A 13,585-nucleotide genomic window follows, 5' to 3' on the forward strand; every position below is an offset into this window, starting at 1 on the left:
ACCGCCGCAACGCGCCGGCGCCAGGCGGGAGATTATCCGATCGGGCAGTCTCCGGACCCGTCGTCGAGGTCGAGGCGGCACCACACGGTCTTGCCACCCCCGGGTTCCGGCGTCCACCACACCGCTGCCGCCAGTCGCTGAGTGATCATCAGCCCACGCCCGCTATCGGACAGCACGGCTTCCGACAGGTCACCCACCAACTCCGGTGAGAGGCCGTCGCCCATGGGGAGAAGCGGGGGCGTCGAGTCTTCATCCGTAACGCCGATGAACAGCCACTCCGGATACATCTTCAAAGTCACGTCGATGCGCCGAGAGCCTCCGGGGCGGCCACGATCCGGCACCGCATGGTGCACCACGTTCCCGACCAGTTCCGACACCGCGAGCATGGCGTCGTACTTGATGTCGTCAACAACCAGGCCGTGGAGGAACACGGAAGCCGTATCACGCGCGATGCGTGCCGTGTTGGGGAGTTCGGCGAAGAGCGTGAGCCCAACGAAGTGACCGCCGCTGGCGGGATTCGGGGCCGCGAACCAGTGAGCGTACGCGTCTAACTCACGCACCACTTGGTCATGGCGCCGGAACTTCCTTGGGTTCATGACACAGACCACCGTCTCTGATCGCGTCTGCCGAGGCCTTCCCGGCAGGGTGGTCCGAGGGTGCACCACACATCCCGGCCGTGACTCCCCCCTCTTGGGGACCCCCCTCTTGGGGACCCCCTGGGTACACTCGCGAGACGGACAGGGCGCGAAGATCGAAAGAGTCGAAAGATCAGACGACAGGTCAATCACGATGGGGAAGTGAGATGACCACAGTTGCACCGACACCGGCAGCTCTCCCGCCTCACGTTCTGGAACGCGCGGACGTGCGGTCGGCGATCGCTAACCACGACTTCGGAGAAGTCTTCAGACTGGCCAAGATCCACGGAAACGTCAGCTATGCCAAAATCGCCGAGGCCGTCGGCTATAAGCGCGAGCACATCGGCAAGATGGCCCGACCAGAGGTCGACGGCAAGGGCGGCCGCCCACGGATCACCCAGTTCCACAAGATTCTCGAAGTGGTCGACGGCCTGCGAATCCCCGGTCATCTCGCAGGGCTTGCCCCACGCCCATGGGAACTGGAACGACCGGCCAGCACCACACAGCCGCAAGACCCGAGCACCCTGATCGCCCAGGGCGGGGCCGGCATATGGGACGTGGCAGAAATGCTGCGCCGCACCGAGATGTCCAGCATTAACAGCACAGCCCTGGAGTCGATCGAGGAAGGCATCGACCAACTCGCCCGCGCCTACTCGTACGCCAACGCTGACTACCTGCACGAGCGCACCCGCAACGGCCTGCACTACGTCACCAAGCAGCTCGAAGGCCGGATGACCCTCCGCCAGCACCGGGAGCTACTGGTAGACGCTGGATGGCTGTTCCTGTTGAACGCGTGCGTCCAGTACGACCGGGGCCAGCGCGAAGCCGCCAACCTCAGCAAGGCCGCCGCACTTCGCATCGGCGAAGAGACCGGCCACGGTGAGATCAAGGCGTGGGCATGGGAGATCGAGGCATGGTTCGCCCTCACTCAGAGCCGCTGGCAGGACATGCTCAACGCCGTCGAAGCAGGACACATCGCCGACCACACTCACTCCGTCGGCGTGCAGCTCTACGCGCACAAGGCGCGCGCAGCCGCCCGCATGGGAGACGCCCGCCTAGTCCGTGACTCCCTGGATGCCGGCCGAGCCAGGCTGGACCGACTTCCACGGCCTGACCACCCGGAGCACCACTTCATCATCGACCCCGACAAGTGGGACTTCTACGAGATGGACGCCTACCGTCTCCTCGGCGACGACGAGCGCGCCGCAGCCCACGCTCAGTCAGTGATCCGCATCAGCACCGGCCCCGATGGCACCGAGATCGCACCCATGCGCGCCGCCGAGGCCCGACTGACCCTTGGTGTCGCAGCGGCCCGCATGGGCGAGATCGAAGAAGCCATCAGCATGGGCAACATGGCCCTGGAGGCGGACCGCAAGTCCCTCCCGTCCCTGCTTTTAGTCGCTGACGCGCTGGACAAGGAACTCAGGTCCCGCTATCCGCGCGAAGCAGCCACCCAGGACTTCCATGAGCAGGTAATGGCCATCAAGCGAGGCGCCGCTGGGCCCGAACTTCCGTTCTGAGGCCGCTTACCTCGTATGCGATTCCCCAATCCCGCTGAGGGCGGGGCTAGGCAGTCAGCCACTGAGACACGGTCACCTTGGTTAACAGCGCTGGGCAGCCAATACTCCACTCCTGCCCTGTCCATCGGGGCGCTCAGCGGCGTCGAAGTCAAGGGAAACAGCGTGTGCCCGCCCGCCAAAGGTCCACCTGCGCGCTTCTGTCATCCAGCTCACGGCCTAACTCGTGTCCACGCGGTGCAAAGTCTGCTGATCTCGGTGAAATGCCAGGCGCCAGGTCTATGTCAGCTCAGGCTGTCCATCGGCGGGAGGCGTGGTTCGGAGAGCTTCAGCAGCACGGTCTGCCTCAGCCAAGGCGGTCGAGGTCACCTCTCCGATCACGAGCGCCTGAACGATTACATCGTTCGCCTGACGGGCGCGTGCCAAGCCCATAACGATCAAAAGAGTCGATAGGGCGAAACTCAGAAGAAACAGGGGAGAGACTTTGACAGAGAGCGTGACCGTCAGGACAGCCACACCGGTGCCGACGTTAACGCGCAGGTCTGCTTCTGCCATCAGTCGGTCGTGATCGGCGTAAAGAGTCGAGTTCTTGGCAAGGAGCCTTGTACCCAACTGGCCAAGTTCTTCCAGGATGTTGCGCAGCAGGATTCTCTCGGCGACATCGCGGTGACGCTCTGACCGCTGCGATTCGAGCCACAGCAGGAGGGGATTCGCACGCACATGAGCCTGCAGGTCCGCCCAAGCCTGCTGGGTCAGTAGCCTGGTGGCCGAGAAGGCTGGGTAGCCGTCGGCAGCCCCTGTTGATCGGAACTGCGTGAGCACAGGGTGCCCTTGAACAACGGGCCACTGATCTGGCAGTACCTCGTCGGTGCCCCAGGCAGCACGTGCCGGCTCACGAAGAAGCTGGTTCGCCGAAATGCTTACTACGCTACCCAGGACATATGCCGTAAAGATGAGTGCGGCTCCAACCCCTGGCCGCCCGACCAACTCGGCCAGCTCGTAGACCCTCGCAGCGAAGCCGCTAGCATGCGCCCGACTGGGGATCCGATCACCGAGGGCAACCCACAGGGCGAGTAACCAGAGAACGCCAGCGGCCAAAGGAGTGCGCAGCTCCCGAAAGCCGGGAAGTATCTGTGTAAGCACGACCCCCCTTGGTCTGACCGTCTCCCGACGGACATGATCCATCGTTTGTCCGCATCAGTCACGGGGGTCGGTTCTTCATGGCGTGACATGCGCGCAGACAAGCATGCTTCGGCCAATGGCGGGCCGGTCGTCGAGGCGGTGACGATGTACCAGGGTGTTGACGGCTGGATCCTTGGCTTGCAGTGCCGCGGTGTGTGCAGCACGCGAGCGGGAATGCCTGTGACCGGTTCGCAGTCGGTCAACAAGTCATCGCCCGCTGTTCTCAACTTCCGGAGAGAAAGACTTTAGCCGTCTGCCTTTGCAACTCCGATCGGGCAGGACACCCCGGTCCCGCCCAGCCCGCAGTACCCGTTCGGGTTTTTGCTGTCCGAAAGGTACTGCTGGTGGTAGTCCTCGGCCGGGTAGAAGGGGCGGCCTTCGGCCGGGAGGATCTCCGTGGTGATCTCGCCGTAGCCGGAGTCCGAGAGGACCTTCTGGTAGGCCTGGCGGGAGGACTCGGCGGTGGCCGCCTGGGCGGGGGTGTGGGTGTAGATCGCCGAGCGGTACTGGGTGCCGACGTCGTTGCCCTGGCGGTAGCCCTGGGTCGGGTCGTGGGACTCCCAGAAGGTCCTCAGCAGGCGGTCGTAGGAGATGACGGCGGGGTCGTAGACCACGCGGACGACCTCGGTGTGGCCGGTCAGGCCCGAGCAGACCTCCTCGTAGGTGGGGTGCTCGGTGTAGCCGCCCTGGTAGCCGACCAGGGTCGTGTACACACCCGCCGGGAGCTGCCAGAACTTGCGTTCGGCGCCCCAGAAGCAGCCGAGGCCGAAGTCGGCGGTCTCCATGCCCTCGGGGTAGGGGCCGAGGAGCGGGGTGCCGAGGACCGTGTGGCGCTCGGGGACGGTGTAGGCCGGCTCCGGGCGGCCCGTCAGCGCCTGCTCGGGGGTGGGCAGGACGGGGGTGCGGCCGAACAGCATGGTGGGGCTCCTTCTTGCCGGACGACGTCGGGGCGGCACTCGGTGAACGTCCGGGCGCCGCCCCGCATTCCGGCCAGGTGCCGGCCAGGTGCCGGCCGGGTGCCGGCCGGGCTCAGTCCGCGGCGGCCACCACCAGCGCCGACGAGTCGCGGATCGTGCAGTAGTACGCCGCCATCCCGTCGCCGCGGTAACGCCACGGCAGCGCGTTGACGTAACCGTCCACCAGACGGAACTGCTCGACCGCCATCTCGTCGCGGTCCTGGAGGGACAGGTAGTACGCCAGCAGGTGGCGCAGCTCCGGCAGGCGCGGGTGGGCCGGGTCGGCCGCGGCGGCGTCCGCGAGGCCCGCGTCGACCCGGGCCACCATCTGCGGCGTACGGTCGCCCTCCGCGTCGTCGGAGTCGTCGTGCTCGAAGTGGGCGATCAGCGGCAGCACCGTCAGCAGGCTGCCCAGCGGTGCCTTCGCCGCGGCCTGCTCGGCGAACTCCATGGCCAGCTCCTCGGAGCCGCGCCACTTGGCGCACCAGTACTGCAGCGCCGAGAAGTGCGCCTCGTAGTGGTGGGGGGCGCGGGCGGTGATCTCCGCCCAGAGCCTGTCCATCTCCGCGTGCGGATAGCCGAGCCCGAGCGCCACCCAGATCTCCGCGATGAACGGCGTGGGGTCGGCGGGGTTCAGCGCCGCCGCCCGCGCGATGTCCTCGCGGGCGCCCGCGAGCGTCCGGTGGAAGCCCTCGAACTGCTCGCTCGTCGTGTACTTGGCCCGCTTTCCGCCGCGCAGCTTCCAGGCCAGGATCACCGTGCTGCGGGCGCGCACCACGGCCGCGTCCGGGTCCTCGGGGCGCGCGGCCTCCCAGGCGAGCAGCCAGTCGTCCTCCTCGGCCGCGAGGTCGCCGAGCAGGTACGCGGCCAGGGAACGGCGGTCCCAGTCGTCTCCCGCCTCGCGCAGCAGACCGGCCGCCGCCTGCCAGTCGCCGCCGCGCACGGCCGCCAGCGCCGCCTCCCAGCCCGCGGGCAGCGGGCCCGCGTGCTCGGTGTTCTGCCGGGCGGCGGGCAGCAGGCCGAGCTTGCCGGCCGCCTCGGCGGCGGCCTCCTCGTCATGGCTCGGGGAGAAGAACTCCCTCAGGAACACCCAGGCCAGCCACCCGAAGAAGATCAACGTGGGGACGGCCAGGATCGCCAGGATCCACAGCACTACGGTCATCGGGAACTGTCCGTTTCTCGGTTCGCGGGGTCGGTCGGGGCGGAGGGCAGCAGGGCGCGCAGCGGGGCGGTGACCGGGTGGTCGGCGACCGCGGCGGCGACGGCGGGAGCGAGCAGGTCGCTCACGGCGGTGCCGGTCGCGGACGCCGGTCCGCCCGGCGCGGGCAGCACCAGCGCGGTCGCGCCGCGCTCCCAGGAGAACTTCCAGCGCAGCCGGGCGTGGGCGCTGAACTCGGCCAGCGCCATGCGGTGCAGCGACTCGGCCAGCGCGGGCCGGACGAACTCCCGGAAGGCGCGGCCCTTCGCGGCCGCCGCCTCGTCGGACAGCGGCAGCCGCCGCGCCAGCTGCCACAGCCGGCCCTCGTCGATCAGGGCGAGCAGCGCGGGCAGGGTGGGGCGCGCCTTGGTGTAGAGGGCCAGCGCCCGGTGCAGCGGGGTGTTCAGGGCGGCGAGCTGGGCGGTCATCGAGCCGTCGAGCAGTTCGGGCCAGCCGGCCGTACGCCGCCACTGTCGTACGTCGTCCGGCAGGACCGCGTCCTCCAGGGCCGCCAGGGTCCGGCCGGGGTCGGACAGCAGGCCGAGGGCGGCGCCCCGGCCCTCGTCCGTGCGGTGGTCGGCGGGCAGCGCCTCGACGCGGTGGACGCGGTCGGCGATCGGCGGGTGGGAGTCGTACGGCGAGACCGGCTCGGCCGGCAGCTCGGTGCGCAGGCCGGCGAGTTCCAGCCGGCGGGCGCTCAGCAGCCGGCCGAAGCCGCCGAACACCTCTCCGCGCGGCGGCAGCAGCGCGGCGTCCTCGCCGAGGGTGAGGTAGTGGTGCGTGTAGAAGGCGAACGCGGCGTCCAGGACCGGGATCTCGCGCAGCGCGGAGGCGGTCGCGTCCCGGCCGGCGATCCGGGCGGCCGCGGCGTCGGCGGCGTACTCCTGGCGGCGGGCGCCGGCCAGCGTGACGCGGAGGTACAGCCTGGCGTACGCGGTGTACAGCCGGGCCATCGCGCGGTACGTCAGACCCGCGTGCCGGGTGTCGACCTCGCCGGTCTTCTTCCCCTTGGCGGCGGCCCTGGCGTTCTTCTTCTCCTGCCGGGCCCGTTCGCGGGCGGCACTCTTCCCGGCGCGCTCCTCGAAGTGGCCGATGGTGCGCAGGATCTGGGCGCGGCCGCGCACGGTGAGGGCGGCGAGGCGGGTGTCGGCGTGGGAGTAGTGGCCCAGCTCGTGGGCGAGGACCGAGCGGAGCTGCGCCTCGGTGAGGCCCTGGAGGAGGGGCACACCGAGGTGGAGGCGGCGCGGGCCGGGCAGCAGACCGAGCAGCCGGGCGTCCTCCGTGACGGCCGCGTTGACCTCGGCGGTCAGCACGATGCGGGTCGGCGCGCGGGTGCCGATACGGTCGGCCAGCTCGCGCACGGTGCGCCACAGCGCGGGTTCGTCGGCCTCCGTGACGGCGAGCCCGGGGGCCTCCTGCGCCTTCGGGGTGCGCAGCATGAACAGGCCGCGGACCAGCGGGATCGCCAGCAGCACGGAGACGAGGTACAGCTTGGCCGCGACGCCCGAGGGGGCGTGCAGATACAGCAGGTAGTCGAGGCCGGCGAGGGCCGCCAGCAGCAGGACGCCGAGCAGGTGGAAGCCGGCGAGCAGCAGGAGAGCGCGCAGCGCGCGCAAGGTCGCGCCCATCGGGCAGGGTCCCCCCACGGGATGTGCGGTTGACGGTAGCGGGGTGCCGCGACAGGGGCGCCGCGGGTGCGCGACGCGGGTGCCGCGGGGCGCGGCGACACGGGTCTGCGCCTGATCGCGGCCGGCCGGTGTGAGGTGGGCTCAGCGCCCGTCGTGATCAGTGGTTGTGGGGGGAAGCGGAGTATCGCCTACCGGCGGGTTGACGTGCAAGACGTGTCCATGGCAGGCCGCTGGTGCCGGGGTGCCGGGGTGCCGGGGTGCCGGGGTGCCGGGGTGCCGGGGTGCCGGCCAGGGGTCGCGCGCGGGGCGCCGGCCGGGCCGCCCGTCACGGAGCTGCACCGGCCGGGCCGCCGGGCCGCCGGCTGCCGGTCGCGGAGCCGCGCGCGGAGTGCCCTCCGGCCCGCCGGTCGCGGAGTCGCGCGGGGCTGCCCTCAGTGCAGCAGCGTCGCCGGGCTGCCGCCGTTCGCCTCGTAGCCCGCCACCGCGAGCGCGCGGTAGACGGCGAACTCCGCCGCCGGGTCGGGGGAGAGGGTCCACGGCAGGGCGCCGACGTGGCCGTCGACGTGGACGAGCTGGCTCATGGCCTCCGCCCAGCGCTCGCCGCGCACCAGGAAGAAGACCAGCAGGTGGCGCACGTGCGCCAGCATGGGGTCGTCGGCGCGGGCCGAGTGGACCGCGTGCAGCGCGCCGTGGATCGCCTTGGTGACGACCTCGCTCTGGTAGAAGCCGCTGACCAGGTTCACCTCGGGCAGGTGCTCGAACACCGCGAACAGCGGCAGCGCCGCCAGCAGCGAGCCCTGCGGGGCGCGGGCCGCGGCGGCCTCCGCGAACGAGGCGGCCAGCTCCCGCGAGCCGTGCCACTTCTCGCACCAGTAGTGCAGGGCCGCCAGGTGCGCGCCCATGTGGTGCGGCGCCCGGTCGAGGATCTTCAGCCAGAGCTGCTCGAATTCTTCGCGGGGATACGACAGGCCGCGGGCCACCGACAGCTCCACGATGTACGGCACCGGGTCGCCGGGGGCGAGCAGCGCCGCCTCGCCGCACGCCGCCTTCGCCTCCTCCATGATGATCCGGAACTCGTCCGTGCCCGGCGTCGCGGTCCGCCACGCCTGCTGCACCAGGAACTCGGCGTGCACCGCCGCGCCGCCCGCGTCCTTGGGCTGCTCGGCCCGCCACACCCGCAGCCACTGCCCGCCGGGCGTCTCGCCGGCGTTCCCCGGCCGCTGCTGGAGCTCCAGGGACGCGGCGCCCGCGAACGCCTGCACCCGCTGCCAGCGCAGCTCGCCCCGGGCCTCGGTGCCCGCCAGCAGCTGGGCCGCCGCGCGGTAGTCCTGGGTGCGCTGGACCAGGTCCAGGACGTCCAGCAGGTCCGGGTCCGGGCCCGGCATCCGGACGTCCAGCTGCTCCTGGCGCACGAAGCCGTAGTTCGCCGGGTCCGCCGCGTCCGGGTGGCCCGGCGCCACCTGCTCGATCATGCCGCGCCGGCGCCTGAGGAAGGGAAGCAGCACGAAGCCCAGCATGAGCAGTGCCATCAGGACCCAGAGAATCTCCATGCCCCCAGCGTTCCAGACGCCCGTGACAATTGGCCAACCCGGTGCGCGGCCTGCGGACGCCCCGCCCGTCCGCCGCTTTCCCCGTGCGCGCACTACGCTCGGTCCCCATGAGCGACAGGCACATCAGTCAGCACTTCGAGACGCTCGCGATTCACGCGGGCAACACCGCCGACCCCCTGACCGGCGCGGTCGTCCCGCCGATCTACCAGGTCTCGACCTACAAGCAGGACGGCGTCGGCGGCCTGCGCGGCGGCTACGAGTACAGCCGCAGCGCCAACCCCACCAGGACCGCGCTGGAGGAGAACCTCGCCGCCCTGGAGGGCGGCCGCCGCGGCCTCGCGTTCGCGTCCGGGCTGGCGGCCGAGGACTGCCTGCTGCGCACGCTGCTCAGCCCCGGCGACCACGTCGTCATCCCGAACGACGCGTACGGCGGCACCTTCCGGCTGTTCGCCAAGGTCGTCGCGCGCTGGGGCGTGGAGTGGTCGGTCGCCGACACCGGCGACGCGGCCGCCGTACGGGCCGCGATCACCCCGAAGACCAAGGCCGTGTGGGTCGAGACGCCCTCCAACCCGCTGCTCGGCATCACCGACATCGCCGCCGTCGCCCAGGTCGCCCGGGACGCGGGCGCGAAGCTCGTCGTCGACAACACCTTCGCCACGCCGTACCTCCAGCAGCCGCTGGCGCTCGGCGCGGACGTCGTCGTGCACTCGCTGACCAAGTACATGGGCGGCCACTCGGACGTGGTCGGCGGCGCGCTGGTCACCGCCGACGAGACGCTGGGCGAGGAGCTGGCGTACCACCAGAACGCGATGGGCGCGGTCGCCGGGCCCTTCGACTCCTGGCTGGTGCTGCGCGGCACCAAGACCCTGTCGGTGCGCATGGACCGGCACAGCGAGAACGCCACGAAGATCGCCGACATGCTGACCCGGCACCCGCGCGTGACCAGCGTGCTCTACCCGGGCCTGCCGGACCACCCCGGTCACGAGGTCGCCGCCAAGCAGATGCGGGCGTTCGGCGGCATGGTCTCCTTCCGGGTCGAGGGCGGCGAGGAGGCGGCCGTGCAGGTCTGCAACCGCGCGAAGATCTTCACCCTGGGCGAGTCCCTGGGCGGTGTCGAGTCGCTGATCGAGCACCCCGGGCGGATGACGCACGCCTCCGCGGCGGGCTCCCCGCTGGAGGTCCCGGGGGACCTGGTGCGCCTGTCCGTCGGCATCGAGAACGTCGACGACCTGCTGGAGGACCTGCAGCAGGCGCTCGGCTGAGCCGGCCGGCACACCGGCGCGCGGCCGGGTGCGTTCACCAGCCCGTGAGCGGTGGGGTCGTCCGCGACGGCGGCTCCACCCACGGGCGGGCGGTCAGCGCCCACACGGTGAACGCCACGGCCGCCGCGAGCAGCAGCAGCCACCCCGCGCGGCGGGCGAGGACCCTGCGGCGCAGCACCCGGGCGCCCCGGCGCAGCGCCTGCGCACAGAGGTCCGGCGGCACGGGCGGCGCCGCCCGCTCCATGATCCTCCGTACGGCGGCCTCCCGTTCGAGCCGGTTCACCGCGGCCGCCTCATGACGGCACCGCCTTCGCCACCGCAGGCGCGGGCCTGCGGGGCGGGTGCAGCACGGTCGCCGTGGCCCGGTCGCAGACGGCGCGGACGCGGTCGGGTGGCAGGCCGAGCAGCGCGGCGGTCTGCTCCTCTCCGACCCCTTCGTACAGCCTGAGCACCAGGATCAGGCGCTCCTGCGGGGCGAGCACGGCGAGTGGCGCGGTGTCCGGGGCGGGCCGGAACCGGGCGAGGGCGCCGCCGTGGTGATGCCATGCCTCGCGGGCGAAGCGGGTGGCCAGATACTGCCGGGCCCGGTCGTACGGGTCCTCCCCGCGCAGCCGGTCCCAGTACGCGTACGTGTGCGCGAGGGCCAGGGTGAGCAGGCGCCGCGCGCGCGGGTTGGCGTCCGGTGTCTCCGCCGTGAGCAGCGTCGCGGTGTGCAGCAGCCGCCCCGCCGCGCCCGCGACGAACGCCTCGAATTCCGGGCCCCGGCGATCGCCTCGGCCCACCTGCCGTCGTCGCACCACGCCTCCCCCCTGAGGGCGACCAAGGACGCGGATCCGGGGACCCGGTCTCATATGAGGCCAGGCGAAGCGTTTCGGTCAAGAGCCGTGCAGGGGCGAACCGAACCCCGAGTCGGTCCGGACCGGAGGCAGCGGTCCGGTCGGGACGGCAACGGTCCGTCGGGACGGCAGCGGTCCGGGGCGGGACGGCAGCGGTGCCGGTCAGGGCGGTGACGGTGGCCGTCCGGGTCGGGACGGCGCCGATTCGGGCTCGACCACGGCGGTCCGGGTCAGGACGGAGAAGCCGGCTCCGCCACCGGTGCGCCCGCCGCGGCCATCCGGGCGGACAGGGCCACGTTGAAGCGGGTGAGCAGCGTGCAGAACGCCTCGCGCTCCTCCGGGGCCCAGTCCTGGGTCAGCTCGGCCATCAACTGGCGCCGCGACGAGCGCACTTCCTCCAGCCGGGACAGCCCGCGCGGGGACAGCTGGAGCACCACGGCCCGCCCGTCCTCGGGGTGGGAGGTCCGCTTGACCAGACCGGAGTCGACCAGTGGCGCGACCTGCCGGGTGACCGTCGAGGAGTCGATGCCCATGCTGGAGGCGAGCGCCTTGACGCCCATGGGGCCCTCCTTGTCGAGCCGGTTGAGCAGCAGGTACGCGGCGCGGTCCATGGAGTTGCGCACCTGCCCGACGCCGCCGAGCCGGGTCTGTTCGGCGCGGCGGGCGAACACCGCCACCTCGTGCTGGAGGGCGTCGAGAAGACCGGTGTCACCGACGGTCGTCATGTCCATCGACATTTCAGGTGTTGTGGGCATGGCCGGGAGCTCACTTCATGAAGGGGTCCTGGGTTGGGGGACAGGGTACGCGGCCCGGAGGCGGGTCGTACCGGCGCTGCGCAAACCGGTCTCGGAGGTTGGTCACAACCGCGCTTCCCGCCCGTGAACTGCGATGCTGGTGTCATGAGCTACCGCACCGCTGACTCCTTTCGCACCGTCACGCTCGACGATGTGCGCGGGGCGCAGAAGATGCTCACGGGGGTCGCGCGGGTGACCGCGATGGAGGGCAGCCGGCACCTGAGCGGTCTCGTCGGCTCGCCCGTGCACCTCAAGTGCGAGAACCTCCAGCGGACGGGCTCGTTCAAGCTGCGCGGCGCCTACGTGCGGATCGCCGGGCTGCTGCCCGAGGAGCGGGCCGCCGGAGTGGTCGCCGCGAGCGCAGGCAACCACGCGCAGGGCGTGGCCCTGGCGTCGTCCCTGCTCGGGGTGCGCGCGACGGTGTTCATGCCGAAGGGCGCCCCGCTGCCGAAGATCAGCGCCACGCGGGACTACGGCGCCGAGGTGCGCCTGCACGGTCACGTCGTCGACGAGACGCTGGCCGCCGCGCAGCAGTACGCCGACGACACCGGCGCGGTCTTCATCCACCCCTTCGACCACCCCGACGTCATCGCGGGCCAGGGCACCGTCGGCCTGGAGATCCTGGAGCAGTGCCCGGAGGTGCGCACGATCGTCGTGGGGATCGGCGGCGGCGGGCTCGCCGCGGGCATCGCGGTCGCGGTGAAGGCGCTGCGGCCGGACGTGCGGATCGTCGGTGTGCAGGCGGCGGGCGCTGCGGCGTATCCGCCCTCGCTGGCGGCGGGCCGCCCGGTGTCGGTCGGGAACCCGGCGACGATGGCCGACGGCATCAGGGTCGGCCGCCCCGGCGACGTGCCGTTCGGGATCGTCGGCGCGCTCGTCGACGAGGTGCGCACGGTCACCGAGGACGAGCTGTCCACCGCGCTGCTGCTGTGCCTGGAGCGGGCCAAGCTGGTCGTGGAGCCGGCCGGGGCGAGCCCGGTCGCGGCGCTGCTGAGCGCCCCCGGCGCGTTCGAGGGGCCGGTGGTGGCGGTGCTGTCGGGCGGCAACGTCGACCCGGTGCTGATGCAGCGCGTCCTGCGGCACGGCATGGCCGCGCAGGGCCGCTACCTGGCCGTACGCCTCCGGCTGACCGACCGGCCGGGCGCCCTCGCGACGCTGCTCGCGGTGCTGTCGGCGGTCGACGCGAACGTCCTGGACGTGAGTCACGTGCGGACCGATCCGCGCCTCGGCCTGACCGAGGCGGAGGTCGAGCTGCACCTGGAGACCATGGGCCCCGCGCACTGCGCCGAGGTCGGCGAGGCGCTGCGCACGGCGGGCTACACGGTCATCGGGTGAGGCGCGCCGGACCGCGGGCGTACGACGGCGCCCCCGGCGTCACAGGACACCGGGGGCGCGCGGCAGCAGTGGCGGCGGCTGGGGTCAGCCGCTGTACGGCTCGGCCTTCAGGATCCGCACCGAGGCCTTCTTGCCGTTGGGCAGCTCGTACTCCGCGTCCTCGCCGACCTTCTTGCCGTTGACGCCGGTGCCCAGCGGGGACTGCGGCGAGTACGTCTCGATGGTCTCGCTCGCGTACTCCCGGGAGGCGAGCAGGAACGTCAGCGTGTCGTCCTCGTCGCCGTCGAAGGCGATCGTGACGACCATGCCGGGCGCGACGACGCCCTCGGTCGCCGGAGGCTCACCCACCTTGGCGTTCTCGAGGAGCTGGGTCAGCTGGCGCACGCGGAGCTCCTGCTTGCCCTGCTCCTCCTTGGCCGCGTGGTACCCGCCGTTCTCCCGCAGGTCGCCCTCCTCACGCGCCGCGGCGATCTTGGCCGCGATCTCGGTGCGCGCGGGACCAGACAGGTATTCAAGCTCTTCCTTGAGCTTGTCATACGCCTCCTGGGTCAGCCAGGTGACGTTCTCGCTGGTCTGGGTCACAGGTGCTCCTCGTCGGTACTGGGAATACAAAGCATCGCCCTACCCAGAAGCATGTTCCTTCAGGAGTGGGCGAAACCACGAGCCTAACAATTCAGGGACGGAACGGGGAG

The 13,585-nt window shown here is 71.4% G+C and carries 13 protein-coding genes; 3 read left to right on the plus strand and 10 right to left on the minus strand.

Going from position 1 to position 13,585, the window contains the following annotated elements; all coding sequences use genetic code 11:
• Positions 1-32 precede the first annotated feature (32 nt).
• Positions 33-596, minus strand: a complete 564-nt coding sequence (locus G7Z13_RS22180) for an ATP-binding protein (protein WP_166001943.1) — start codon at positions 594-596, stop codon at positions 33-35.
• Positions 597-802: 206 nt separating this feature from the next.
• Here G7Z13_RS22180 and G7Z13_RS22185 point away from each other — a divergent pair, with 206 nt between their 5' ends.
• A complete protein-coding gene (locus G7Z13_RS22185; protein WP_166001946.1) occupies positions 803-2,155 on the plus strand; it encodes a tetratricopeptide repeat protein in 1,353 nt (450 codons plus the stop codon).
• 276 nt (positions 2,156-2,431) lie between these two features.
• On the opposite strand, the gene G7Z13_RS22190 is transcribed toward G7Z13_RS22185, so the two are convergent.
• From G7Z13_RS22190 to G7Z13_RS22210, 5 genes are all read right to left on the minus strand, one after another.
• Positions 2,432-2,974: a hypothetical protein gene (locus G7Z13_RS22190; protein WP_166001948.1), complete on the minus strand. Its 543-nt coding sequence runs from the start codon at positions 2,972-2,974 to the stop codon at positions 2,432-2,434.
• A gap of 605 nt (positions 2,975-3,579) precedes the next feature.
• Positions 3,580-4,251 (minus strand): peptide-methionine (S)-S-oxide reductase MsrA, encoded by a 672-nt coding sequence (msrA, locus tag G7Z13_RS22195; protein ID WP_166001950.1) that lies wholly within the window; start codon positions 4,249-4,251, stop codon positions 3,580-3,582.
• A 112-nt stretch (positions 4,252-4,363) separates the two neighbouring features.
• A complete protein-coding gene (locus G7Z13_RS22200) occupies positions 4,364-5,452 on the minus strand; it encodes a hypothetical protein (RefSeq protein ID WP_166001952.1) in 1,089 nt (362 codons plus the stop codon).
• A complete protein-coding gene (locus G7Z13_RS22205; RefSeq protein ID WP_166001954.1) occupies positions 5,449-7,116 on the minus strand; it encodes a M48 family metallopeptidase in 1,668 nt (555 codons plus the stop codon). The genes G7Z13_RS22200 and G7Z13_RS22205 overlap by 4 nt, the downstream gene beginning before the upstream one ends.
• A 431-nt stretch (positions 7,117-7,547) precedes the next feature.
• Positions 7,548-8,666, minus strand: a complete 1,119-nt coding sequence (locus tag G7Z13_RS22210) for a hypothetical protein (RefSeq protein ID WP_166001956.1) — start codon at positions 8,664-8,666, stop codon at positions 7,548-7,550.
• Between the two features lie 107 nt (positions 8,667-8,773).
• Between G7Z13_RS22210 and G7Z13_RS22215 the strand changes: the two genes are divergently transcribed.
• Entirely contained in the window at positions 8,774-9,928 is a 1,155-nt protein-coding gene (locus G7Z13_RS22215; RefSeq protein WP_166001958.1) for a cystathionine gamma-synthase, read from the plus strand.
• 34 nt (positions 9,929-9,962) lie between these two features.
• On the opposite strand, the gene G7Z13_RS22220 is transcribed toward G7Z13_RS22215, so the two are convergent.
• The 3 genes from G7Z13_RS22220 to G7Z13_RS22230 all read right to left on the minus strand — a co-directional run bounded on the left by G7Z13_RS22220 (position 9,963) and on the right by G7Z13_RS22230 (position 11,501).
• Entirely contained in the window at positions 9,963-10,211 is a 249-nt protein-coding gene (locus G7Z13_RS22220) for a hypothetical protein (RefSeq protein WP_166001960.1), read from the minus strand.
• Between the two features lie 10 nt (positions 10,212-10,221).
• On the minus strand, positions 10,222-10,725 hold the full coding sequence (locus G7Z13_RS22225; RefSeq protein WP_240926313.1) for an RNA polymerase subunit sigma-70: 504 nt from the start codon (positions 10,723-10,725) through the stop codon (positions 10,222-10,224).
• A 269-nt stretch (positions 10,726-10,994) separates the two neighbouring features.
• Positions 10,995-11,501 carry a MarR family transcriptional regulator gene (locus G7Z13_RS22230; protein ID WP_166005201.1) on the minus strand — a complete coding sequence of 169 codons (507 nt, stop codon included), beginning with the start codon at positions 11,499-11,501 and terminating at the stop codon, positions 10,995-10,997.
• Positions 11,502-11,663: 162 nt separating this feature from the next.
• Here G7Z13_RS22230 and ilvA point away from each other — a divergent pair, with 162 nt between their 5' ends.
• Positions 11,664-12,893, plus strand: a complete 1,230-nt coding sequence (ilvA, locus tag G7Z13_RS22235; RefSeq protein ID WP_166001962.1) for a threonine ammonia-lyase — start codon at positions 11,664-11,666, stop codon at positions 12,891-12,893.
• A gap of 84 nt (positions 12,894-12,977) precedes the next feature.
• Here the strand turns inward: ilvA and greA are convergent, their stop codons facing one another.
• Positions 12,978-13,475 carry a transcription elongation factor GreA gene (gene greA / locus G7Z13_RS22240; protein ID WP_166001964.1) on the minus strand — a complete coding sequence of 166 codons (498 nt, stop codon included), beginning with the start codon at positions 13,473-13,475 and terminating at the stop codon, positions 12,978-12,980.
• Between the last annotated feature and the right edge of the window lie 110 nt (positions 13,476-13,585).

The sequence above is a fragment of the Streptomyces sp. JB150 genome (genome assembly GCF_011193355.1).
In the GTDB taxonomy this organism is placed as follows: Bacteria; Actinomycetota; Actinomycetes; order Streptomycetales; family Streptomycetaceae; genus Streptomyces.